Origin of the sequence: Serratia symbiotica (assembly GCF_000821185.2) — a bacterium.
GTDB lineage: Bacteria > Pseudomonadota > Gammaproteobacteria > Enterobacterales > Enterobacteriaceae > Serratia > Serratia symbiotica.
The window spans coordinates 444,081-467,370 of sequence record NZ_CP050855.1; the positions used below are offsets into that span (position 1 = coordinate 444,081).

35 protein-coding genes are annotated in these 23,290 nt (G+C 58.1%); all 35 read left to right on the top strand.

The features are described 5' to 3' along the window. Positions 1-2,049, top strand: coding sequence for a Mu transposase C-terminal domain-containing protein (locus SYMBAF_RS02265; RefSeq protein WP_040264699.1), 2,049 nt, complete (start codon positions 1-3; stop codon positions 2,047-2,049). Between the two features lie 9 nt (positions 2,050-2,058). Continuing rightward, entirely contained in the window at positions 2,059-2,982 is a 924-nt protein-coding gene (locus SYMBAF_RS02270; RefSeq protein ID WP_040264700.1) for an AAA family ATPase, read from the top strand. Between the two features lie 14 nt (positions 2,983-2,996). Further along, positions 2,997-3,287, top strand: a complete 291-nt coding sequence (locus tag SYMBAF_RS02275; protein WP_082026896.1) for a hypothetical protein — start codon at positions 2,997-2,999, stop codon at positions 3,285-3,287. A gap of 11 nt (positions 3,288-3,298) precedes the next feature. Then, a complete protein-coding gene (locus SYMBAF_RS02280; protein WP_040264701.1) occupies positions 3,299-3,583 on the top strand; it encodes a hypothetical protein in 285 nt (94 codons plus the stop codon). Further along, positions 3,573-4,202 (top strand): DUF3164 family protein, encoded by a 630-nt coding sequence (locus SYMBAF_RS02285; RefSeq protein ID WP_040264702.1) that lies wholly within the window; start codon positions 3,573-3,575, stop codon positions 4,200-4,202. Before SYMBAF_RS02280 ends, SYMBAF_RS02285 begins: the two co-directional genes overlap by 11 nt. A 1-nt stretch (position 4,203) precedes the next feature. Further along, positions 4,204-4,416 (top strand): ANR family transcriptional regulator, encoded by a 213-nt coding sequence (locus SYMBAF_RS02290; protein ID WP_040264703.1) that lies wholly within the window; start codon positions 4,204-4,206, stop codon positions 4,414-4,416. After that, on the top strand, positions 4,413-4,604 hold the full coding sequence (locus tag SYMBAF_RS02295) for a hypothetical protein (RefSeq protein WP_040264704.1): 192 nt from the start codon (positions 4,413-4,415) through the stop codon (positions 4,602-4,604). Before SYMBAF_RS02290 ends, SYMBAF_RS02295 begins: the two co-directional genes overlap by 4 nt. A gap of 92 nt (positions 4,605-4,696) precedes the next feature. Continuing rightward, positions 4,697-5,398 (top strand): DUF7168 domain-containing protein, encoded by a 702-nt coding sequence (locus SYMBAF_RS02300; RefSeq protein WP_040264705.1) that lies wholly within the window; start codon positions 4,697-4,699, stop codon positions 5,396-5,398. A 5-nt stretch (positions 5,399-5,403) separates the two neighbouring features. After that, positions 5,404-5,622, top strand: coding sequence for a hypothetical protein (locus tag SYMBAF_RS02305; protein ID WP_006709448.1), 219 nt, complete (start codon positions 5,404-5,406; stop codon positions 5,620-5,622). Then, positions 5,619-6,110 carry a DUF4406 domain-containing protein gene (locus SYMBAF_RS02310; protein ID WP_040264706.1) on the top strand — a complete coding sequence of 164 codons (492 nt, stop codon included), beginning with the start codon at positions 5,619-5,621 and terminating at the stop codon, positions 6,108-6,110. Before SYMBAF_RS02305 ends, SYMBAF_RS02310 begins: the two co-directional genes overlap by 4 nt. A 67-nt stretch (positions 6,111-6,177) precedes the next feature. Next, positions 6,178-6,444: a hypothetical protein gene (locus SYMBAF_RS02315; protein WP_040264707.1), complete on the top strand. Its 267-nt coding sequence runs from the start codon at positions 6,178-6,180 to the stop codon at positions 6,442-6,444. A gap of 9 nt (positions 6,445-6,453) precedes the next feature. Continuing rightward, positions 6,454-6,849 carry a gp16 family protein gene (locus SYMBAF_RS02320; protein ID WP_040264708.1) on the top strand — a complete coding sequence of 132 codons (396 nt, stop codon included), beginning with the start codon at positions 6,454-6,456 and terminating at the stop codon, positions 6,847-6,849. A gap of 1 nt (position 6,850) precedes the next feature. Then, positions 6,851-7,300 (top strand): hypothetical protein, encoded by a 450-nt coding sequence (locus tag SYMBAF_RS02325; RefSeq protein ID WP_040264709.1) that lies wholly within the window; start codon positions 6,851-6,853, stop codon positions 7,298-7,300. Positions 7,301-7,384: 84 nt separating this feature from the next. Next, positions 7,385-7,858 carry an N-acetylmuramoyl-L-alanine amidase gene (locus SYMBAF_RS02330; protein WP_040264710.1) on the top strand — a complete coding sequence of 158 codons (474 nt, stop codon included), beginning with the start codon at positions 7,385-7,387 and terminating at the stop codon, positions 7,856-7,858. Then, positions 7,858-8,115 (top strand): hypothetical protein, encoded by a 258-nt coding sequence (locus SYMBAF_RS02335; protein ID WP_040264711.1) that lies wholly within the window; start codon positions 7,858-7,860, stop codon positions 8,113-8,115. Before SYMBAF_RS02330 ends, SYMBAF_RS02335 begins: the two co-directional genes overlap by 1 nt. Beyond that, positions 8,087-8,704 (top strand): hypothetical protein, encoded by a 618-nt coding sequence (locus SYMBAF_RS17470; RefSeq protein WP_052447691.1) that lies wholly within the window; start codon positions 8,087-8,089, stop codon positions 8,702-8,704. The genes SYMBAF_RS02335 and SYMBAF_RS17470 overlap by 29 nt, the downstream gene beginning before the upstream one ends. Beyond that, entirely contained in the window at positions 8,694-8,936 is a 243-nt protein-coding gene (locus SYMBAF_RS02345; protein ID WP_040264933.1) for a hypothetical protein, read from the top strand. Before SYMBAF_RS17470 ends, SYMBAF_RS02345 begins: the two co-directional genes overlap by 11 nt. 11 nt (positions 8,937-8,947) lie before the next feature. Continuing rightward, entirely contained in the window at positions 8,948-9,175 is a 228-nt protein-coding gene (locus tag SYMBAF_RS02350; RefSeq protein WP_040264712.1) for a hypothetical protein, read from the top strand. Then, positions 9,175-9,675 carry a DUF1804 family protein gene (locus SYMBAF_RS02355; RefSeq protein WP_040264713.1) on the top strand — a complete coding sequence of 167 codons (501 nt, stop codon included), beginning with the start codon at positions 9,175-9,177 and terminating at the stop codon, positions 9,673-9,675. Before SYMBAF_RS02350 ends, SYMBAF_RS02355 begins: the two co-directional genes overlap by 1 nt. Next, a complete protein-coding gene (locus tag SYMBAF_RS02360) occupies positions 9,668-9,868 on the top strand; it encodes a hypothetical protein (RefSeq protein WP_040264934.1) in 201 nt (66 codons plus the stop codon). Before SYMBAF_RS02355 ends, SYMBAF_RS02360 begins: the two co-directional genes overlap by 8 nt. Next, on the top strand, positions 9,865-10,083 hold the full coding sequence (locus SYMBAF_RS02365) for a hypothetical protein (protein WP_040264935.1): 219 nt from the start codon (positions 9,865-9,867) through the stop codon (positions 10,081-10,083). Before SYMBAF_RS02360 ends, SYMBAF_RS02365 begins: the two co-directional genes overlap by 4 nt. A 30-nt stretch (positions 10,084-10,113) precedes the next feature. Next, entirely contained in the window at positions 10,114-11,754 is a 1,641-nt protein-coding gene (terL, locus tag SYMBAF_RS02370) for a phage terminase large subunit (RefSeq protein WP_040264936.1), read from the top strand. Beyond that, positions 11,754-13,334: a DUF935 domain-containing protein gene (locus tag SYMBAF_RS02375; protein ID WP_040264937.1), complete on the top strand. Its 1,581-nt coding sequence runs from the start codon at positions 11,754-11,756 to the stop codon at positions 13,332-13,334. Before terL ends, SYMBAF_RS02375 begins: the two co-directional genes overlap by 1 nt. Further along, positions 13,297-14,586: a phage head morphogenesis protein gene (locus SYMBAF_RS02380; protein ID WP_185899891.1), complete on the top strand. Its 1,290-nt coding sequence runs from the start codon at positions 13,297-13,299 to the stop codon at positions 14,584-14,586. The genes SYMBAF_RS02375 and SYMBAF_RS02380 overlap by 38 nt, the downstream gene beginning before the upstream one ends. Next, a complete protein-coding gene (locus SYMBAF_RS02385; RefSeq protein WP_040264938.1) occupies positions 14,579-15,061 on the top strand; it encodes a phage virion morphogenesis protein in 483 nt (160 codons plus the stop codon). Before SYMBAF_RS02380 ends, SYMBAF_RS02385 begins: the two co-directional genes overlap by 8 nt. 257 nt (positions 15,062-15,318) lie before the next feature. After that, positions 15,319-16,389 (top strand): phage protease, encoded by a 1,071-nt coding sequence (locus SYMBAF_RS02390; RefSeq protein ID WP_040264939.1) that lies wholly within the window; start codon positions 15,319-15,321, stop codon positions 16,387-16,389. A gap of 2 nt (positions 16,390-16,391) precedes the next feature. Then, positions 16,392-16,829, top strand: coding sequence for a hypothetical protein (locus SYMBAF_RS02395; RefSeq protein WP_040264940.1), 438 nt, complete (start codon positions 16,392-16,394; stop codon positions 16,827-16,829). Between the two features lie 13 nt (positions 16,830-16,842). Then, positions 16,843-17,751, top strand: a complete 909-nt coding sequence (locus SYMBAF_RS02400; RefSeq protein WP_040264941.1) for a Mu-like prophage major head subunit gpT family protein — start codon at positions 16,843-16,845, stop codon at positions 17,749-17,751. A gap of 2 nt (positions 17,752-17,753) precedes the next feature. Then, positions 17,754-18,188, top strand: a complete 435-nt coding sequence (locus SYMBAF_RS02405; protein WP_040264942.1) for a gp436 family protein — start codon at positions 17,754-17,756, stop codon at positions 18,186-18,188. Beyond that, positions 18,188-18,835, top strand: a complete 648-nt coding sequence (locus tag SYMBAF_RS02410; protein WP_040264943.1) for a DUF1834 family protein — start codon at positions 18,188-18,190, stop codon at positions 18,833-18,835. Before SYMBAF_RS02405 ends, SYMBAF_RS02410 begins: the two co-directional genes overlap by 1 nt. After that, on the top strand, positions 18,828-19,055 hold the full coding sequence (locus SYMBAF_RS02415; RefSeq protein ID WP_040263423.1) for a DUF2635 domain-containing protein: 228 nt from the start codon (positions 18,828-18,830) through the stop codon (positions 19,053-19,055). Before SYMBAF_RS02410 ends, SYMBAF_RS02415 begins: the two co-directional genes overlap by 8 nt. Further along, complete coding sequence (locus SYMBAF_RS02420) at positions 19,052-20,491, top strand: phage tail sheath C-terminal domain-containing protein (RefSeq protein WP_040264944.1); 1,440 nt, start codon at positions 19,052-19,054, stop codon at positions 20,489-20,491. Before SYMBAF_RS02415 ends, SYMBAF_RS02420 begins: the two co-directional genes overlap by 4 nt. Before the next feature lie 11 nt (positions 20,492-20,502). Next, positions 20,503-20,871, top strand: a complete 369-nt coding sequence (locus tag SYMBAF_RS02425; RefSeq protein WP_040263421.1) for a hypothetical protein — start codon at positions 20,503-20,505, stop codon at positions 20,869-20,871. A gap of 3 nt (positions 20,872-20,874) precedes the next feature. Beyond that, positions 20,875-21,165, top strand: a complete 291-nt coding sequence (locus SYMBAF_RS02430; protein ID WP_237162919.1) for a hypothetical protein — start codon at positions 20,875-20,877, stop codon at positions 21,163-21,165. Between the two features lie 241 nt (positions 21,166-21,406). Beyond that, positions 21,407-23,290, top strand: a complete 1,884-nt coding sequence (locus tag SYMBAF_RS02435) for a phage tail tape measure protein (protein ID WP_185899913.1) — start codon at positions 21,407-21,409, stop codon at positions 23,288-23,290.

The following is a 23,290-nucleotide window of genomic DNA, read 5'->3' on the forward strand; positions in this document are numbered from 1 at the left end:
ATGTTTTTTAGTGTAAATGAATTAGTGGGAATGCCGGGATTACCTGGCACTGCGCAAGGGCTACGCCTGGCTTTAAAGAAACGCGCCGGGACTGCGCCAGATTTGGTGCGCAAGCGTGAAGGTAGCAAGGCATTTGAATACCATATCGACTGCCTCCCTGCTGATACCCAAGAGGCCGTTCGCCAGCGCCACTTTAAATCGGTGCTTGAGCAGTCAGGTTGCAAGTCTGACGGCCTGCCGATCAAGCGCAATTCCTTGGTTAAACCGCGTGAAGAACTGGAGATCATGCGTCAGTGCCCGGCACTGGTGGAGCGCGAGGTCGCCACACTGACCGACGACCAGAAAAAAGTGGCCGATGCGCGCGCCCTGCTGGCTCAGGAGGTGGAGAAACTGCGCGCTGCCGGTATGTCCCGAATTGCGGCGGTAACATTCATCGCCGACGGTTCTCGCCAGGGAACGCTGCCCGCGCGGGTCATGGTAGCGGCTGGGTTGGCCAACGCCCGCAAAGGCTCAAGTCGTATTGGCGTCAGCAAGAGCTGCCTGCAGGCGTGGCTGACCCTCTATCTGACTACCAAGCCAGGCCTGGAGCGGTTGGCGTTATTGGCACCCGGTCAGCCCAAACGCAAACGCCCGGAAGACGTGGTCTGGTTCTTCGGCATGTTCTGGCCACACTACAGCAACCAGAACGGCCCCAGCGTCAAAGAGGCATACCGCTCGTTCAAGCGCGACTGGTACGAGACGTACAGCGACCAACCCGCCATGCTGATGGCCCTGCCATCGTATGACGCGGTAATACGTTTGGTGGATAAGCTGCCATTGCGGGAGCGTATGCGCGGACGCGTGTCGGGGTCAGCGGCAAAAGCCTTTGAAGTTTATCTGCAGCGTGACTGGTCACAAATGCCGGTGAACGGGTGCTGGATTTCGGATGGCAAGTCGCTGAATCTAAAAGTGGCGCATCCTATCCATGGCAGACCTTTCACGCCGGAGCTGACGCTGGTTATTGACGGCCGTACACGCTATATCGTTGGCTGGAGCGTTTCCCTGGCGGAGAATGCCATTGCGGTGGCCGATGCCTACCGGCATGGCATGAAACATCACGGCAAGCCACTGTTCGTGTATTCCGATAACGGCGGCGGGGAAACCAACAAAATGCTGGATGCGGACATTACCGGTATTTTTCCGCGCTTGCACATCGAGCACATGACCGGTATTCCCGGTAATCCGCAGGCGCGCGGCATCATTGAACGGTTGAACGGTGTAATGCCTGACCGACTGGCCAAGCGGTTCCTGACCTACAACGGCATCGGAGCCGATCCTAACGCTGTCCGTATTCGGGGGCAACAGATACTCAGTCTGTCAAACGCCTTGCGGGATGGGCGCGAACTGACCGCGCAGAATAAGAAAACGTTGAAGATCCTGCCCACCTGGCGGCAATTGATTGACGCCGTACAGGAGGAAATAGACGACTACAACAATCACCACGGGCATAGCGAATTACCCAAGGTTAATGGGAAATGGATGTCGCCAGCAGCTTACCGCCAGTGGGTACTGGAGCAGGAAGGTGACGACATCGAATACATGACGGACGGTGAATTGCGCGAAATGTTTATGCCGGAAGTTAAACGTGTTGCGCAGCGTGGCTGGATAGCCTTGGAGAATAACCAGTATTTTTCGAAAGAACTGATTACTGTTGACCGGCAGGAAGTCCGGGTGGCCTTTGATATCCATGATCCGACTGAAGTCATTGTTCGCCAAATGGATGGCACCTATGTTTGTACCGCCATCTGGAATGGTAATACCGCATCGCCAGTGCCGGTGGCCAGAGTCCAGAAAGCCCTGGAAGAGCGCGCGAAGCGTAAAATTAAACTGGCAGAGACCAAAATTCAGGATGCGGAAGACGAGTTGCGTCCCGCGCTGGAGCATAAAGCCGACACTGATTTCAGCAAATTCATTCCGATGGAGTCAAAACCGGATCGCATAAGCAGTAGACCCTATTTATTCGAATCCGAATATGAAGATGATTTAAAAAAGTACGGTAATTACCGTTAAGGCTTAAAAATGACTGTGATTGATAATTTAAATCGCCTGATGGCGAGGAAGTGTTACACCCAAAGCAAGGTTGCAGCGAAAACTGGCTTGAGTCCTGCTGTTATCTCGCAATATTTGAAAGGCGTTTATAACGGCAATATAGATAACGTTGAAGCGGCGATTAATAACTTTATTACCCGTGAGGGAGATAAAGAGAAAAACCGTGAGGTCAAAGCGTGTTTTGTTAAAACGCAATTATCCAGTAAATGCCTGACCTTGCTGAGAAACACCCATCTGGATGCCGATATCGGTGTAATTTATGGCAACGCAGGGTTGGGCAAGAGCATGGTATTGCGTCAATACGCCAGCAGCTATAACGACGTGATTTTAATTGAGGCTGACCCTGGCTATACCACCAAGGTGCTGCTGCAGGAGTTATGTGACCGTTTGGGGGTCAACAAGCGCGGCAATATCCACGACCTCAGTGAGAACTGTATCACCGCGTTACATGATACGGGCTGGTTGGTGCTTATTGATGAGGCTGAGTTGTTGCCTTACCGCGCCCTGGAAGCGATGCGGCGTATCCATGACCGGGCGGGTGCTGGTGTCGTGCTGGCTGGTATGCCACGCCTGCTACTCAACCTCAAGGGTCGCCGGGGTGAATATGCCCAACTTTATAGCCGCGTGGGTATGGCTATCGATCTGGATAGAGAAAAAGCAAAGCATGACCGAACCGACTTTGATCGCATTCTGGTGAGTTTATTACCCACTAATGACGATGAAAGCAATATCAAAATGCTACCTGAGTTAGCTGATGCCTTTTATAAGGCCTCAAAGGGGAATTACCGCCGTTTATTTAAATTGGCGCGGGGTGTAGTCCGCGCCAGCGGTATCGGTGATCAGGGTATTTCGGTGGCCCTGGTTGAAGAATATTCCAGCATGTTAATTAATTGATAATGGGAGGGGCTATGCAAGCCAGCGATTTTGATAATAACGCCAACACGTCATTGATCTCTGCGATGGTACGCGCTGAGTCCGTCATTCTGTCTTTAACGGCACGTGGTATCACGGTTCAAAGCATTATGTTTCATGGCGGTAAACCGGTCATTCGCATCAACCGTCATGCATATTGTGAGTATATGACTCGCACAGGAAAAGCCAGTTACCTGCAATTTGGTCATGGTCGCCAGGGCGATTTTAAACAAGGGGTATTCGTTCAGGACGGATGCCGGATTATTTGGTCTGAGTCATTACATTAACAGGGGAATATATGGCAAAGGTTATTTTTGATATTACTGAGAATGATGCTGTACCTACTGATAAATCCGGGCACATATCTGTCCCAGTCACCATCAGTGTAGGTATTGAAGGGCTTAATGATGGGCGGCCTGGGCATTCTGAATGCCTGGCGTTAATCATGAAACAAAATGCCGCTGACATTCTCATGATAATAAAGGAAATTTACATTATGAAATTAAAGGGTTCTGGCAATATTGAAGTCAACGCCGCGTTATTCAACGTTAATGAGCAGCAAGGAGATAAAAATGTCCACTAATACTACTGAAAATACCATTCCAGCGGGTTACTGGAAAGATGCACGTGGCATCCTTACCCCGGAAAGCCTGATTAAACCGGTAGATAAAGAGCGTGATGCGCTGGTTAAAGCCATTGTTGAACGCGCCAAGCCACTGCAGCAGGCATTGCGAGACTTTAAACAGGATACCTTTGCCGATATTCAGGCGCTGGTTGACCTTTCTGCGGAGCAGTACGGGGCGACCATTGGCGGCAAAAAAGGCAATGTCACCCTGTACAACTATGATGGCCAGTTTAAGGTTCAGCGAGCCATGCAAGACCGCATCGCCTTTGATGAACGTATCCAGGCCGCTAAAGAGCTGATTGATGCCTGTGTGGCTGAGTGGACTCAGGGCGCTCGCCCAGAACTGCTGGCCATCATTGACCGCGCATTCTCCACCGATAAAGAAGGTGAGATCAACCCTGGCCGCGTATTGCAGCTGCGCCGTCATGATATTACTGATCCACGTTGGTTACGCGCGATGGATGCGCTTGCCGAAGCTGTCCAGGTGGTCAGCAGTAAAAGCTATATCCGTCTTTATGAGCGCGTCGGCGATACTGACCAGTATGTACCAATTTCGTTAGATATTGCCGGGGTGTGACATGAATATGATTGCTGAAAACAGTGCCCGCAATCATTACGGTCTGTATGCGGTGGGGGCAGGTCGCGCCGAGCGCGAGCAGAACTGGAATAAAGCGGCAGAGTTATGGCGTAAGGCGCTGGCCAGCGCCCGCAGCCGCCGTGGCCGACATTGGGCAGAAGTACGCATGGCCTTCTGCGTCAACGCTGCAGCACATCGATGGGGTAAGGCATGAAAGCTAAGGAGTTCAACCAGCGTTATGCCGTTGGTAGCCACTTTATTTTTCGTCCTTGTAAAACGCAATTTGGCGGTAAAGCAGTAAAGACCGTCGATGTGGCGCGAGACTTGAAAACGGCAACGGTTGTGGAAATTCATGTTGAACCTTATTTCGCCAATGTGGATTCATTGACGCCGACAGGCTGAACTTAATTTCAATTTAACCCGACATTAATTTTCTTTTAATCATGGCGTAAACCCGCAGGGGCAGGCTTGCGCCAAATTCAGGAAAACCCCGTATGGAAAATAATGACAAACTTCTCGCCAAAATTAAAAAGCTGTTGAATCTTGCGCGTAAAAATACCAATTCGCATGAGGCGTCGCTGGCGCTGGAGCGGGCGCAAAAAATGATGCGCGAACATCGGGTGACTGAGACTGACGTGGCGTTGACGGAAATCAGCGAGGCCAGCAGTGAAGGTGCCCCCTCCAATGCCAATAAAACGCCCCGCTACATGTCCATGCTTATTGAGATTATTCGCCAGGCTTTTGGCGTACAGAGTTATCTCGCATGGCGTATCAGCAAGCGCACGGTGGTGTTTTATGGGCCTGATGAACGTCCGCAAGTCGCGGCCTATGCTTTTGACGTGTTGACGCGCCAGATGATGTCCGCCCGCCGTGAGTTCAGCGCGGGTCAGCGCAGGAGTGTCAAGCGAACCACCAAGACAGGGCGGGCTGATGCATTTTGTGAGGCATGGGTGCATGGCGCGTACCAGGTTATTGACGCATTTGCTGTGACACCTGCCGAAAAAGGCCTGATGGAAGCTTACTACAAAAAAATCAGCCGCAATTTTGTCACGGTGGCGCATCGTCCCGCTAAAAAAGTGCGCGGTGATGAGGATGCGCGTGGAGCAGGCTATGTTGCTGGCACGAACGCCAGGCTGAGTCATGGTGTGGATGGCAGCTCCAGCGCCGAGCAAGAACCTCTGCAGATTGGGAGGTAAGGTCTATGTATCTTTGCGTCAGCGGTTGCGAATACCTGGATAACGGCAGCCGGCGTATTTACCACCTGAACAATACCAGCATGGTGGTTGAGTGTCCTGCACTTCCAGGCAAATTACGCTTTAGGTTCTATGACGGCCACAATCGTACCGTCTATACCAATCAGGCCAAAGCCGCGATGAGAAGTGCTGTCGAACGTCACAAGAAACAGCGAGGTATACGATGAAAACGTCGACTAATGCGCTACCCCAGTCAGGTAAGCGTAAGCCAGTGGTCTTTATCTCCGGCCCCATGACGGGGATTGATAACTACAACCGGGATGTCTTTCACCAAGAGGCCAACCAGCTGCGGCATTTCGGTTTCACCGTGCTGAACCCGGCTATTTTCCCGGATGGCCTGGCGCATCACCAGTACCTGGCAATGACGCTGGTGATGCTGGAGCAGGCCGATGCCATATATCTGCTGGAGGACTGGGAGAACAGCGTCGGCGCACAGGCAGAAGTGATCCGCGCCAGGGAGCTGAATCTGATGTTCCTGGGGCAATCCTGGGACGTACTGTGGGCTGCAGCGACTCATCGCCCAGTGTCCACTGTGCCGACGGGTGCAACAGGTGGCGCTTTTGATGTAGGGGGCATTCTGCATAAACCTACACAACCGGGGGAGCACGACTATGGGCACCACCAAACGGAACAAATACTACCGAGGCATTACTAATGGGTAAAATGACCTCTATCGTAGGGATGCACATGAGCCTGATGGGGTTTTCCAGCGAGGATGATATATGAATAACAGGCAATCCTTTGACTGGATCGTGGGTAATCTCATCCCTGAGAAAGTGATGCAGTTCAGCTATGACTTTGGAGCAGGTCCCGCCATAGGCGTGATCGCCGAGGTGGATAAAGAGCTTCAAGCTCAGGGATGGCCCTTGCTTGTCTCGGCGTTTATCGATGTCCCCACAGGGGAGATGATCTGCCGTAACACCAATGTCGTCATCACGCAGCATGTCATACGTTGGCTACCGATAGATACCACTGCGATACGATCCTGAGGAGTACCGATGAGTAACCTGATGCGCATTATTTACACCGGCAAAAATTTTCTCGGTTGGGACGACGAGACCTACCGTGCCGTGCTGGCGCGGGAGACCGGCAAGCGCAGCGCCCGTGACTGTAGCGATGCCGAGCTGGAGCGCATGGTGCGGTATATGCGTTCGCAGGGCTTTGCCCCGGTTGCCAGTCACGGCAAAAAGCCAAACGTGGCTGCAGGGCGTAAAGCCATGGTCAACAAGATGGAGGCGTTGCTGGCCGAGGCCAATCGCCCCTGGTCATATCTGGACGGCATCATCAAGCGGATGCTGGGCGAAGTGAAGCCGCTGGCGTGGCAGAACGACGAGCAGGTGCGCAAGGTGCTGCAGATGTTGATTATCGACGCCAAACGGCACGGGAGGCTCTAGCATGCAGACCCTCCACCCTGACTATGAGCAGGTGCAGGATTTATTGCCGGAATCTGTTCAACAGATTGCCAGTCTGATAGGCTTTCCCGCAACCAGTAAGCTGATCCAACAGTTTGGAGGCGTCCAGTTTCGGATTGGCAAGGGTTTGCGCAGCTCCGGCCAGCGCCGCATTGCGTTACTGCAGGAGACGCTGACGCCGGAGCAGGTCGCGCTGCTGATGCAGCATTTCAGCGGTGAAGACCTGTATATCCCTCGCTGCCAGGATGCCTGGCGAGCATGGCGTAACCGCTGCTTTCTGGCGGAGGTTGAGCAGTTGAAAGCCGAGGGTGAGTCCCTCACGATGGCGTTGACATTGCTCTGCCCTAAGTACGGCATCGCCGCCACTCGTGCCTGGGAACTGCTGCGCCCCCGCCATTCTTCATGCGATAGCGAACAGCCCTCCCTATTATGAAAAGTACCCACTACGCCCCCGTAACGGGTTAGCGACAGCCACTTTCCCCACAATAACCCTCATCAACAGATGAGGGTTATTTTTATGTCTCGCTTAATCAATCTCCTGATCGTGCACTGCGCCGCCACCGCGAACGGCAAAGCCCTGGGTAACGCCAAAGAGAACGCCGCCCAGGTTATCGACCGTTGGCACAAAGAGCGCGGCTTCCACCGCGCCTCGCCAGGCAACAGCAACGGGCTGACCAGCATCGGCTACCACTGTGTGATCGACACCGACGGCACCTTGCTGACCGGGCGCGATGAGTCGGAGGTCGGCGCACACGTCGCCGGGCACAATGCCACCTCGATCGGCGTCTGCATGGTCGGCACCGACAGCTTCACACCGGCCCAGTGGGCGACGCTCAAAAGCACCATTCTTCGCCTGCGTGACAAATACCGTAACGCGGAGATCTGCGGCCATAACCAATTCTCCAACAAGATTTGCCCCGGTTTCCACGTGCCTGACTGGGTCGATGGCGAGTTTGCGCCGCTGCCGGGTCATATCGTCGATCCGCTGTGATGACCTTACTGCGCCTGCTGGAGCTTATCAGCAATCCGCACGGGCGGATCTCGACGTCGGACACCACGGTGGTGGGTGCCTTTATCGTCAGTTCCCTGGTGCTACTGTGGTGCGCCTTTACCCGCCAGATTAATGACCTGCTGTTTGGGGCGTATCTGGCGGCCTGGGTGGCGCAGAACCAGGCGTCGAAGTTTGCCGCCCTGAAACGTGACCGAGAGGTGCCCAAAGATGGCAATCGTCCTGACAACACTGATTAAGCGCCTGACTCCTGGTATTGCGGGATGTTTGGCGCTGGGCACTGCCGGGTGGTTCCTTCACCACCAGGGCTATGGGCAGGGCTATAACCAGGCCGAACTCCACTATCAGGTCAAATTAAGCCAACAGCAGTCCGACTGGGATATCGAACGCCGCCAGCGTGCCGAGAAAAATCAGGCGGTGCTGCAGGCGGCGCTGGCCAAACAGGCGGAGCTGGCCGAGCAGGCGCGATTGTTGAGCCTGAGCCTGGAGGCTACGCAGCGCCAGTTAGCCACCACCCAACAACAGCTTAAAAAGAGGATCGCCCATGCCGTACAAACCGATGGTCACCATTTTACTGGTCTTGGCCCTGACAGCCTGCGGCTCTACCGCGCCGTCCTTGGCTACCCCAACACCGGTGCTGCAGGTGTGTCAAACACCACCGGTGGCGCTGCTGAGCATTCCGCCGATGCCCGCACCGCCGGGGGAATAAGTCCTGGCCCCTTGCTTGACCATGCGACCGAGTACGGTGCCTGGTGCCTGACGCTACGCAATAAACTGGAAGCCTTGAATGCCTTTTACACCCCTGGGAGCGCCCCCAATGACCATTGATATGGCGTTCAACCTTGCTATCGGGATCATCGCGTTTTTGGGCGGGTTATGGGTGCGCACCCTGCAGGAAGATATCAAGGGTGTGCGCGGTGATTTGATGAATGTCCGGCAGGACTACCAGCGCCGAGAAGACGCCCAGCGGGACATGACGTTAGTCACCGGCATGATGCAGGACATCAAGAACAGCGTGCAACGCATAGAAAACAAACTCGACCGCAAGGCCGACAAATAAACGAGAAAGCCATGGCCAGAAAACACAGTACCCGCCGTACCCGTTGCAACCGCATCGCGCCCGAACTGGCCGAACTGCGAAAAATCAGCACCCAGCTCGACAGCATCGAGCTGCGCCTGGACACCATGCAGAACGCCGCCGTGAAAAGCGGTGCCATTGCCGGTGCGGCGGCGGGCGCGGTCACAGGCGGCATCGTGGCTGCCGGTCTTGCCATGATCAAGGCTCGATTGGGGTTTTAATGGCACATCCAAAGGAAACCCGTGACGCCCTGCGCAGGGCTTATGTGTTCAGCACCCTGTCTCTGGAGCTGGCGGCTATCCAGTGCGGCGTCAGCTTTGCTACGGCAGGACGCTGGAAGAAAGAGGCCAAAGAAAACGGTGATGACTGGGACGTGATCCGCAGCGCCAACATGCTGGCCAGCGGCGCGCCGGAAGATGTGGCGCGCTCCATCCTGGCCAGCCTGATGACCCAGTTCCAGGTCACGCTGGAGAAGGTCAACACCGCCGACGACATCCCGGCCCAGGAGCGCGTCACGCTGCTGGCATCGTTGACCGATGGCTACAGCAAGGCCATTGCAGCAAGCAAGAAGATTTTGCCGGAGACCAGCCAGTTGGCGACGTCGATGGAAACCATGAAGCTGTTTTCCACCTTCATCCAGGAACATTACCCTCAGCATTTGACGGCGTTCGTCGAGGTGCTGGAAGCCTTCGGGCCAGTATTGGAGAAAAACTATGGCTAATAAACTGATTGCGCTGACGGCAGAGACCACTGTCCGGGCTGACGAGATAACCAGGGTCTGGGTCAGCAACGACGGCGACGTCTTTGCCAAACTGCGCGACAGCGCAATCCACACCGTCGATCGCCAGTACGGTGAAACCCCTTTCCAGGCGTCAGCGCGTATCAAAGCCCAGATAGAGGCGGCGCTGGCATGAAACAACTGATTGATGCCGGGAACGGCGTATATGTCGATCCTGCCGAGGTCAGCGCCGTTATGGCAGAACGCCAGGGACGCGTGTGCATCCTGCTGCGTGGAATTTCGCAGCCGCTTCTCGTGCGCTGTGAGAACGGTGCCGGTGCGGATGTTCTGGCCCAGGCAATGACGGCTCGCATCAATGCCGTGATGGCCGACCGCTACAACGGCGTTTAAAGCGTATTTACAGGGTATTCAGGGCGAGATATGGCGGCTAAATTTTCCATCCGTGAGTTCCAGAAATCGCTGGCGGAGCTGGCCTCCAGCCTGCGCCGGACGATTGAAGCGGAGTGCATCGGCTTCGATACCGGCGCGGCGGCCATGGCACAGCGACGCCAACTGGTTGCCGATCCGCAGAACGGCTACCGCTATTTCGTGCAAACCTACTTCCCGCACTATGTCCGCCATGCTGACCCCAGCGAGCTGCATCTGTACCTGTTTAGCCGTCTGCCGCAAATCGTGGCCAGTCGCAAGGGCGAGCAGGACGCCATCGCCGCCCCCCGTGGCGAGGCAAAGTCGACGCTGGTCAGTCAGTTGTTTGTATTGTGGTGCATTATTCGCGCTATCAAACGCTATCTGGTCATCATTATGGACAGTATCGACCAGGCGTATCCGATGCTGGAGGCGATCAAGGCGGAGCTGGAGTTTAACCCGCGTCTGCTGGCCGATTTTCCAGAGGCGTGCGGCGCGGGCCGTGTCTGGCAGATGGGCACCATCCTGACGCGCAACGACATCAAGGTACAGGTCGCCGGTAGCGGCAAAAAGCTGCGCGGCCTGCGTCACGGCCCATACCGTCCCGATCTGGTGGTACTTGATGATATCGAGAACGACGAGCAAGTCCGCAACCCCGACCAGCGTGACAAGGTCGAGAACTGGTTAAAAAAGACCGTGCTGCCGCTGGGCGGTGCCGGTGCCAAAATGGACGTCGTCTATATCGGCACTATCCTGCATTACGATTCGGTGCTCTCCCGCACCTTGCGCAATCCGCTGTGGCGTCACGCGCGGTTTAAAGCTCTGCGCCAGTGGCCCGCCAATATGTCGCTGTGGGATACCTGGGAAGAGATCCTGCGTAACGACGGCGACGATGCCGCCAACGACTTCTATACGCTGCACCAGGCGGAAATGACCGAAGGCGCGGTGGTGTCCTGGTCGGCGCGTCCGCTGCTGGCGTTGATGCTTATCCGCGCCCGTGATGGCCACGGCACCTTTGACGCCGAGTACCAGAACGACCCGGTCAGTGGTGAAGGGGCGATATTTGCCCATTGCCTTCAATTCTGGGTTAACCGGCTCAACGAATGGCTGTTTTACGGCGTATGCGACCCCAGCCTGGGCAAGGCCGGTGCCAGCCGTGACCCGTCGGCGCTTCTGGTGGGCGGTTTCAACCGCGCGACCGGCATTCTGGACGTGGTCGAAGCCCAAATCCGCAAACGTCTGCCGGACAAGATAATCAGCGACATCATCGACCTGCACATCGAATACCGCTGCCTGGTCTGGGGCATCGAATCGGTGCAGTTCCAGGAGTTCCTGCGCACCGAGCTGGTCAAGCGTTCGGCGGCGCTGGGGTATCCCGTTCCGGCGCGGGCCATCATTCCCCACGCGGATAAGCTGCTGCGTATCGAGACCCTGCAACCCCATATGGAGAACGGCTTGATCCGCCTGCACGCCACGCAGAACACGCTGATCCAGCAGTTGCGCCATTTTCCCAAAGCAGACCATGACGACGGCCCGGATGCCCTGCATATGCTGTGGAGCCTGGCGGTCAGCAGTACACCGTCATTTGAGTACCGTTCCGCTACTTCATCCCGTGGCCGTCGTGGGCGCGGTGGTTTTTCTAAAGGAGGCTGGTGATGCCTACATTGGTTGATATTCACGGCAATCCCCTGTCATCCGGGACGCTGAAACAGCAGCAATCAGAGACCACCGGGAGCTACCTGCGCCGCCAGTGGGCAGAGCATCCCTCTCTGGGCATTGATATTCGTCGGCTGTACCGCATTTTTCAGGAAGCCGAACAGGGCAACCTGACCCGCCAGGCGGACTTTTTCAGCGATATGGAGGAGCGCGACGGCCACCTGTTTGCCGAACTGAGCAAACGCCGCCGCGCAGTGATGCCGCTCAGCTGGAGCATAGCGCCGCCACGTAATGCCAACGCCCGCGAAAAAGCCATGGCGGCGGAGGCCACCGAGTGGTTTCAGGACTTGCCGGACTTCGAATCGCTGTTGTTCGATATGCTGGACGCCATCGGGCACGGCTTTTCGCCGGTTGAGCTGGAGTGGGAACGCGCCGAGGGGATCTGGTTGCCTAAAGCTTTCCACAAGCGCCCGCAACGTTGGTTCCAGACGCCCCAATTCCAGGGCAACACCATTACGCTGATTGACGGCTCCCAGGACGGCGCACCGCTGCAGCCGTTCGGTTGGTTGTTACACAAGTACCGAGCCAAAAGCGGCTGGCTGGCCGAAAGCGGCCTGTTCCGTGTCCTGGCCTGGTCGTATCTGTTCAAGAACCTGTCCGCCCGTGACCTGGCCGAGTTCCTGGAGATCTACGGCTTGCCCATGCGCGTGGGTAAATATCCGTCGGGCACCACCGAAGACCAGAAAGACATCCTGATGGACGCCATCATGAGCCTGGGACACGATGCGGGCGGCATTATCCCCGATGGCATGATTATTGATTTCCAGTCTGCCGCCCAGGGCCAGGTTGATCCGTTCCAATTCATGATCGAGTGGTGCGAACGTACCCAGTCAAAAATTATCCTGGGCGCGACGCTGACCGCGCAGGCCGACGGCAAGAGCAGCACCAACGCCCTGGGCAATGTGCACAACGAAGTCCGTCATGACCTGATGGCCAGCGACGCCGTACAGCTGGCGGGCACCTTGACTCGCGAGCTGCTGTACCCGCTGCTGGTGCTCAACGGCTACGGCGATATCACGCCGCGCCGGATGTGTCGGTTTAAATTTGATACCCGTGAACCGGACGACTTGGCCCAGACCGCCACCGCCATTGACCGGCTTGTCCGCGCCGGGGTACCGGTCACTGTGGATTGGGCCTTGGAAAAAACCGGGATGCCTGCACCGAAAAAAGGCCAGGCGCTGCTGCAGCCGATAACGTCCAGTTTTGGCCCGGTGGGACTGAGCCAGTCTGCTGCTCTGACGCGGCTGGCCGCGCTGAACACTGCCGGAGCAGCAGTGGAAAACGACCCTATCCAGGTGGCGATTGATGATGCACCGCCGTCAGTTGCCGATGCCGTTGGCCAGGCCATGGACAAGATGTTGTCGCCGGTGATTGCCGCGTTAGATCGGGGACACTCGCCGGATGAGGCCATGGTCATGTTGGCAGAGTCCTACCCACGACTGGACGACGGCGAGCTGCGCCAACTGATTGCCCAGGCCATTTTTGTGGCAGACGTGTGGGGGCGACTCAATGGACGTTGACCTGGGGTTCGCCATGACCCTGCAGCCGGAGAAGGCGATCGCCTACTTCGAGTCGAAGGGCTACACCATTGGCTTCAACTGGCACGATGTGAAAGATTCAGCCCATGCCACTGCCTTCACCGTGTCCGGTATCCTGAAGCTGGATGTGCTGACCGATATCAGCACTGCCCAGGCCAACGCACTCAAAGAGGGCAAATCCCAGGCCCAGTTCAAGAACGAACTGCTGCCCGAACTGGCCCGCAAGGGCTGGATCGGCAAGGGGCTGAAAGCCTCCCCGGACGGAGAGCTGGAGGGCAAGCAGCTGCTGCCGTACCGGCTGGACACCATCTTCCGCACCAACATGCAGTCCAGCTACATGGCGGGCCGCTACCAGAGCATGATGGAAAATGTCGCTTTCCGCCCCTACTGGGAGTACAGCGCGGTGATGGATACGCGTACCCGCCCGTCCCATGCCTCGCTTAACGGGCGCGTTTACCGCTATGACGATCCGTTCTGGGATACCTTCTTCCCGCCGAACGGTTACCACTGCCGGTGCACCGTTCGCGCCCGTAGCGAACGCGACATGGCCAACCATCCGATCGGCGTCGAAGCGACGGGCGACCGTCTGGAGACCATCCAGCAACCCTATGGCACCGACGGTAAAACCCGCCCGGTGACAGCCTATCAAGACCCCAAGTCCGGGCGGCTCTTTACGCCGGATGCCGGGTTCCACCTCAACCCCGGCAAAGGGTACATGCAGGAATTGGGGCAACAGCTGCTGCGCAAGGGCGATACAGCACCGCCGCCGCTCACGGCCCAGGCGGTAAAAACGGTATTTTCTTCCCCGCGTGAGCTGGAGACGTTTACCCGTGACCTGTCCGACTGGGTACGCCGTGCGGCAGCCGACCCGGCACTGCACCAGGACTGGCGTTATGCCGGAGCCTTGTTGCCGTCGGTGTTGGATGCGCTGCAGGCTGCCCCGCAGCGTGCAGCCATTACGCTGACGGGCGCGGCGGTGCGTGATGCCGGGAACGCCTCACTGTCCAATGCCTGGCTACGACTGCCCGCGCTGCTGGCGCATCCCGACGTGGTACTGCGGGAGACCAATGGCGACCTGGTGTATGTGGTCACGCAAAGCGCCACACCACGCGCCGCACAGGTTAGCCTATTCACCGGTAGCCCTGTCGTTAAGCATACCTGGCTGTTGTTTGACGGCGATGAGGCGGAGCTGATGCACCTGCCTGTCCTGGTGGGAGAGTGGCACGATGGTTGAGTTGTTTATTGACGTGCCCGACACGTTGCGGCGTGCCCTGGAGCGCATGGTGCGTTCGCTGGAAAACCGCCAGCCGCTGATGCAGGCGATCAGTGAAGACATGCTAAGCGCGGTAATGGAGAACTTCGAACAGGAGGGGCGGCCCAAGTGGCTCCCTGTCCAGCGGGCGGGAAAAATACTGCAGAACACCCGCCGCCTGATGTCCTCCATCGACAGCGACGCCGACAACAATATGGCGGTGGTCGGCACCAACGTGGTGTACGCGCGCATCCATAACGAAGGCGGCACCACGCGCCCGCATGTGATCCGCCCGCGCTACAAGCAGGCGCTGGCCTTCAACGGTCGGGTGGTCAAAAAGGTCAATCACCCCGGCTCGGTTATCCCGGAGCGGCGCTTCCTGAGCCTGACGGAAAGCGATCACGACACCATCAACCACACCATCCAGGACTACCTGGGCAGCGCGCTGGATGATTAGCGCCTGTGAACGCCTTCACGCTAATGACCGCCTGAATGGATACGATGTTACCACCCCAGCCCCGTTAACCGCTTATACGGCGATTTAAACGGGGTTTAAAGGGGGTGTCGGTCGCCGCGTTTGCCTGTTATCTTCTTTTCTCCGCATTATCCTTGTTTCGCCCCCACGGTATTACCCACTACGCCCCGGTCACTGCTTGCTGTTTCCCCCTCCCGGTAAAGTGCTACCTATCAGCCACTTTCGGGAATGACTACTCTGTGAAATCACCGTTACGCCTCGCCGCGCTCAGTGTTGCTATCAAAAGTGCCGGGCCGCGTGTGCAACTGTTCCCAGCCGGTGCCTTTTGTGCCAGGGACGGCAGACCCACCGATGCACCGCACTGGTATATCGATGCGGCTCTGGCACAGGGGCTGATTGATGAAGCGGCGCAGCGCAACACGCCGTACTGCTTCGACTACGAACACCAGACCCTACACAGCAAAACCAACGGCAAACCCAACCCTGCAGCGGGCTGGTTTACCCGGCTTGAATGGGTGGAAGGCGAAGGCCTGTTTGCCATTGATGTGAAATGGACAGACGCCGCCCGCGCCATGATTGAGGCCGAGGAATACTGCTTTATATCTCCGCTGTTTAATTACGACTGCCAGGGAAACGTAAAGCATTTGATTAACGCCGCGCTGACGAATACGCCTGCGCTGGATGATATGGAGGCGCTGATTGCGGCGGCGTCTCAACAACTGACGGGAGAGAACACCGTGGACGACGATGAACTGTTACAACAACTGCGCTGGCTGTTGACGCTGCCGCTGTCTTCGACGGCAGACGATATCAAGGCCGAGCTGCAAAAGCTGATTAACCGGCTTTCCAACAACCAGGGCACTGCGGCGGCCAGCGTCAACCTGCTGGAGCTGCTGACCCAACAGGATGATCGCATCGCGGCGCTTTCAGCCCAGGTACCTGGCGTGCCCGATCCGGCCAAGTTTGTGCCGGTGAGTGTACTCACTGCCGTGCAGCAACAGTTGGCCGCGCTGAGTGAGAAAGTGACTGGCGGTGAAGTGGATGGGCTTATCCAGGCTGCGCTCAGCGACGGTCGTCTGCTGCCGGATATGCAGGAGTGGGCCAAATCATTGGGCAACAACGATATTGCATCGCTCAAATCGTACCTGGACAAAGCGCCGAAGGTTGCTGCTCTCAGCGCACTGCAAACCGGTGGCAAACCGCCCGCCAATGCCCAGGATAAAACGGGCCTGGATGCGGATGCCCTGGCCGTCTGTAGCCTGTTCGGCCATGACCCAAAAGACGTCGCCACCTTATCACAGGAGATCTAACCATGGCAGCCACTACCCAAGACCGTAACACCCCGTACCGTGATTGCGAACTGACGCCCATCCCGGTCGCCGCCAAGGAGAAGATCCCCGCTGGCGTCATTGTCTGCATCAACGCGGACGGCTACGCCATCAACGGCAAGGAAGCCCCCGGCTTGTTCTACGCCGGGCGCGCCGATGATTCGGTGGACAACAGCGACGGCGGGAACGGCGAGCAGTACATCCTGGTGCGCAGCCACAAGGCGTTCTGTTGGGAGAACGACGGCAGCATCACCCAGGCGCACCTGGGCAAACGTGCCAGCATCCTCGACAACCAGACGGTGACGGCGGATGACGGCAGTGCTCCGGCGTCCGAGGATGGCAAGACAGCAGCCACGGCGGCCACCCGTTCCCAGGCAGGCACCATCATCATGATCGACACTGACGGTGTCTGGATCTACTAAGGAGTAAAGACACATGTTAGTTAACGCATCGACGGTCAAGGCCATTTTCGTCAACCTTAAACTGACCTTTAACCAGGCGTTTGAGGCGGCCCCTTCGCAATGGCAGCGGGTGGCCACCCTGGTGCCGTCTACCGGCAAATCGAACGATTATTCCTGGCTCAGCAACTTTCCGAAAATGCGCAAGTGGATCGGGGACAAGCAGGTCAAGGCGTTGGAGGCCAACGGCTACAGCCTGATCAACGACGACTTCGAAGCCACGGTGGCCGTCAAGCGCAATGATATCAAGGACGATCAACTGGGTATCTATGCGCCCCAGGCCCAGGACGCGGGATTCAGCGCCAAGCAGTGGCCGGATGAAATCGTATTTGAACTGCTTAACCGTGGCTTCAGCGCGCAATGCTATGACAAGAAGCCGTTTTTCTTTGACAAGCACGCGGTGGGCAAGGCGTTTTACTCCAACAAGGGTAACAAGCCGCTGTCCATCGATACCGTGGCAGCAGCCAGGGCGTCGTATGGGGCCGCCCGTACCCAGATGCGCAAGGTGAAGGACGAGGAAGGCCGACCGCTGAACATCCTGCCCGACCTGTTGGTGGTGCCGCCAGCGCTGGAAGATGTGGCCAACGCGCTGATGACGGCTGACCGCCTGGAAGACGGCAAGGTCAACCCGTACAAGGGCACGGCGGAAGTGCTGGTTGAGCCGCGTCTGACCTCCGACACCGCCTGGTTCCTGCTGGACACCAAACGCCCGCTCAAACCGCTGATCTTCCAGCAGCGTGAAGCGCCGGAGTTTGTGTCGCAAACCGACATGAACGCGGACGACGTCTTTATGCGCGGTGAGTTCAAGTTCGGTGCAGAAGCGCGCGGCCAGGCCGGTTTCGGCTTCTGGCAGATGGCCTTCGGCTCCACCGGCGACGGGAAATAATCATGTACGCCACCCGCGACGATATGGTGACCCGGTTCGGTGAACGGGAAGTGATCGCCCTGACTGACCTCACCTATACCGGTGCGATTGACGATCAGGTGCTGGCAGGCGGGTTATCCACGGCCAGCGACGAGATCAACGGGTATATCGCGGGACGTTATCGTCTGCCGTTGCCCAAGCTGCCGCCGATTCTGAAAGGGCTTGCCTGTGACATTGCCCGCTACCGGCTGAGCGGCACCGAGCGCGTCTGCAGTGACGAAATTCGCGACCGTTACCGGGATGCCATCCGCTATCTGGAAGGCGTGGCGGCGGGTCGCGTCAGCCTGGGCACCTTTGACGATACCGGTACCACCGTACCCTCCAGCGCTACAGGGGTGAAGTTCTTTTCCGGGCGGCGTACCTGGGCACGGCGCTCTACCGGTGGAGGGGGTTACTGATGATTAACGAAACCGAACTGGCCATGATTGAGCGCCTGCGTACCGGACTGGGCGACATGGTGAAAGAAGTGAGCAGCTATGGCGGCGAACTGGACGACGTCGGGGCTATCGTCCGGGCGTTACCGGCAGTGTGGATCACCTTTCTGGGTATCCAGAGCACCACGCCGGTCAGTACGCATAAAAACCGTTTTCGCGTGAATGCCCGCTTTGCGGTGATGGTCACGGCGTACAACGTGCGCCAGGAGGCGGCGCAGCGTCGTGGCGGGCCTCGACTCGATGAAGTGGGATGCAATCTTATTATCCGCTCCGTTCGCCGCCTGCTGACCCGCCAGGATATGGGCTTGCCGATTGAACCGCTGCTACCGGGCCGGGTGCGTTCGCTGTTCAGTTCCCGGCTCAATGAAAAAGCCATGTCGGCCTATGCCTGCGAGTTCGACACCGTCTGGATCGAAGAGGCGCTGGAGTGCGGCCACTGGCCCGCGCCGGAAGGTGACGACGACCCCGACCGGGTGTTTGCCTGGTATCGCGGGCGGCTCGATAAGCCTTATCCGATGCATGAAAGCACCGGGCTGGCGTATCACCTGGATGGCCAAGGCCCGGCGGTAGCGCAAGACATTATTTCTACAGAGGCAAAAGACCATGATTAACGTGATCGCCCGCAACGGTGTCCGGGTGCCGAAAGAAGAGACACCCGATCGTTATATCACCGACCGCGAAGCGGTCAGCGTGGCGCAATCCGCTTACTACCGCCGCCGCTTGCGCGAAGGTGATTTGTTGTTGGCCAAGGACGCGCCGTCAGGCGATGAACCGGCGGCCAGCGCTCCAGATGAACAGGCTATTCCCACCAAGGTTAAGGGGGCGAAATGAGCATTGATGCCACTATCCCGATCCCGACGTACAAACCGGGGTATTACTTCGGGTTTAACACCACACTGGCCTCCCGCGCCCTGGCGACCAATGACCAGAAACTGCTGATTTTGGCCCAGCGTACCACGTTGCCTACGGTGGCGGAGCGATTGACGCCGGTCGATGTGTTCAGCGACGAAGAAGCTGCCGTCTATTTCGGGCGCGGCTCCCAGGCGCACCGTATGGCCAAGGCAGCGATTTACGCCAATGGCTCTCTGCAGCTGGCGATTGTCGGCCTGGAGGATGCGGCGGCCGGTGTGGCGGCAACCGGTGCCCTGGCGTTGTCGGGTGCGGCCACCGGCACGGGCCAGGCGCGGCTGTCGGTCTGCGGCGTCACCGTTGCCACCGCCGTGGCCAGCGGCGATACGGCGGATGTAGTGATGACTGCGCTGGCGAAAGCCATCAACACGCGCCAGGAACTGCCCCTGTCTGCCAGCGTGGAAGACATCCCGGTGGAAGGCGGAGCCAAAGCGACAGGCAAGCAAATTACCCTGATTGCCCGTAATAAGGGCACCGTGGGCAATCAGGTCGGCTTGACGGCCACGGTGAACGCTGCCGGGCTAACGGCCACCCTGAAGGCCATGAGCGGCGGCCAGGGCGACCCCGAACTGGATGATGCCCTGGCGGCTATCTTCAGCGCCGGTCATACCCTGGTGATTTCGCCGTACTCCGATGCCGGTTCACTGCGCACCTTGTCCACCTACCTGGATAAGGTCTCCGGGCCGCTGGAGCAGCGCGGCGCGGTTGGCGTCACCGGGTGGAACGGCACGCTGTCCGCTGGCACCACGCTGACCACGACTGTTAACGCCGCGCGCATCACGATGGGCTGGTACAACGGCTCCGCACTGCCGAACGGTGAGCTGGCCGCCGTGTATGCCGCCATCATGGCCAGCGAGTCCGATCCGGCGCGCCCGCTCAACACGCTGACACTGCCGGGGCTGGATATCACCGCGCAGGACAAGTGGCCGGGGCGTACCGAACAGGAGAACGCACTGAGTAACGGGCTGACGCCGTTTGAGGTCAGCGGCAGCACCGTACAAATCGTGCGCGCCGTCAGTACCTACGTCAAAAACGCGCTGGATGTCACCGACCGGTCACTGATGGATATCACCATCATCCGTTCCCTGGACTACGTGCGCCTGGCGTGCCGTACCCGCATGACGCTGCGTTTCCCGCGTGAAAAGCTGACCGATACCCGCCGGGCGCGTATTCGCTCCGAACTGCTGGACGTACTCTATAGCCTGGAAACGTTAGAGATCGTCGAGAACGTGGACACGCTGAAAGACCAGCTCCTCGTCACGCGTAATCGGCAGGACGACACCCGCGCCGATGCCACTATCCCGGCGTCCATCGTTCGCGGCCTGCATGTGTTCGCGGGCACCATTTATCTGCTGTAAAGGGGGCCAAGATGGCACTGGAATACACAGGCTCTATCGTGCTGGAGGTTAACAGCACCGAAGTGGAGGTGACGGAGTTCAGCCCCCGCGAGACCACCGGTAAAAAGCTGGTCAAGACCATGAACAGCGCCGGACGCGCCAAGGGCTACACGCAAGGGATTGCGACCTGGGAGCTGTCCATCACTGCCGTGGTGCCGCTCGACCAGAACATCAACTGGGCGAAGATTGCCGGGGCGAAACTGACCCAGTACCCGCTGACCGGCGGCAAACGTACCACCTATCAGGATGTGTTTGTGACTGAGGTGGGCGAGCAATACACCGTTGATAACGAGGCCCGTATCAACATCAGCGCCTTTGCACTTAACAAGATTGAGGAGTAACCGATGGAGTTTACCCACAGCGCCACCTTGCCGATCGGCGTCTTTTATCAGGGACAGCTGCACCGTGATTTTACCATCCGCATGAGCACCGTCGGCGATGAGATCGCCGTGGTGGAAGACGGTATCCCGGACTCCGGCACCCTGGTCGGTGTGCTGGCACGCTGCCTCACCACCTTGGGCAGCATTCCGGAAGAGGAGATCACTTATCAGTTGTTGTGTGATGCGCTGGTGTCCGAGGACTACCAAGCCCTGCGCACCGCCCAGCAAGAGGCGAAAAAAAGCTCAGCGAGCTGAGGAACGCCTCGGTGATTACCGATACGCCATTATCCGGCTTGGCCAGTACGGCTTCAGCGAAGAACGCGTTAGAGGACTTAGCGCTGTAGCATTGAGCGGGGTTCTTGATGCCATCCACCGACTGGAGAACCCCAAAGGCTGGAAAAAGAACACGTCGAACACCGTTAAAAGTCTCCGCCGCCCACGTAGCGGGCGCGGTGGCTCTCCTGCCCGCTGCCGTAAGCACAACCGGAAATAGCGTATGGCCCGTGAATTTGATACCCAGATAAAGTTTGGGGTAACGGATAACACGACGCCGCGCATCCGCGCCCTGTCTGCTGAATTCCGCCGCATGAGCAGCGCCCGCGAGACGCTGGGCATCCGCTCGGAGCGTAATATTCAGCGCGAGATCGCCCGCACTATGGCCGCCTATAACCGCCTGGAGCGCAGTGGTACACTGTCGGCCAACGAACAAATCCGCGCCTATGACAAGATGCAGTCGAGCATTGCCCGGCTGCGCCAGGAGATGGCCGGCGCCGAACGTCAGCAGCGCAGCTGGGGCAAGGCGGCATTCGCCATCGGCAGCGGTATAGCGGCAGGAGCCATGACGCTGCGCAAGCCGATCAACGACCAGGCCAGCTACAGTATGCACCTGGCGGAGCTGGCCAACCTCGCCTTCAATAAAGAGGACGTGGCCGGACGCATCACGGGCAAAAAGCAGCTGGATGCCAGTATCCGTAGGGCGCTGCGGTTGGGAGGTGGCACACCGGAGCAGGCGTTTGCCGCCCTGCAGTCGATGATCCGCTCCGGCTCCATGACCGTGACCGAGGCGCAGCAGTCGTTGCCTGGCGTCATGATGAATGCCTCTGCTACCGGCTCTGACCCGGAAGCCGTGGCTAACCTGCAGGCCAGCGCCTATAACTTCGGCTTGTCAAAAAAAGATGCACTCTCCGCGCTGAGCGTGACCACCACGGCGGCGCAGCATGGCCGCGTCGGCGTACCGCTGCTGGCCAGGGAAATGCCCAAGGCGCTGGAGTCGGCGAAATCAGCCGGTTTTAAAGGCCGTGCGGGGTTCTCCCAGGTCGCGGCGCTGTTTGAAGCTGCCGCCATCGGTGCCGGTACGCCGGAAGAGGCGGCGACCAACGTCACCAACCTGTTGGCCGAACTGACCTCCAGTAACCTGTCCAACAACGCCAAGCACATCACGATCAAGGGGAAAGGCGTCGATTTTAAGGCGCTGTCCGTCAAGGATGCGGCCAAAGGGCTGACGCCCCTCGACACCGTCAATAACCTGGTCGATACCGCCCTCAAATATGACAAAAACTATCAGGGTCTGGGTAAGAAACTGGCCAGCACCCAAGACGAAGGCGAACGCACCTCGCTGGAAGCTCAGCGTGATCTGATTGAGGGACAGTACATTTCGCAACTGTTCCCGAACCAGTATTCTAAAAACGCCTTCCAACTCTATCGCCGGCAAATACCCTATTTCAACAAGCTGCAGCATGAGCAGATGGCGCAGTTTGATCTGCCGGCAGAGAAGCGGTCTGCCGAGCTGGACTTTGACCTGATCAAGCAGGAGCCGGAGTTCCAGATGCACCAGGCGCAGAACGAGAAGCGGTTTGCCACTAACGACGCCATAGCCCCAGTTGCCAAAACCCTGGGCGATCTGGCCGACTACAGTTCCAAGCTGGCGCAAGAGTTCCCAGGGCTGACCACAGCGGCAGCCGGTGCAGCCGTCGCCATCACGGCGCTGGGGGCTGCTGCTGCAGTGAAATCCGGCGCTGACCTGCTGATGGGCGTGGCGACGATAGTCACGACGGGTAAAGCTGGCGGTGGCGTGCTGGGTAAGCTCCAGGGACTTTTCGGCAAAGGCGGCGCAGGTGTCGCTGAAGGTGCGTGCACTGCCGGTAAAGCGGCGGGCATGTTGAAGTGGGTGCCATTCCTGGGCGAAGCCGCGATGGCTTATCAGGGTTCACAGGATTTTCCGCTGATTGATATCCAGCGCGGTAAAGATCCAGGCCGCCAAGGCCCGCGCCAGGGGCGGCGAATCCAACCCGGCAATGATGGCGCTGATGCCCAAACCTGCCGGAGCGCTGGATACCCTGGACGAGATCCGCAAGTGGTTCTCCGGCAGCGGCCAGGATAA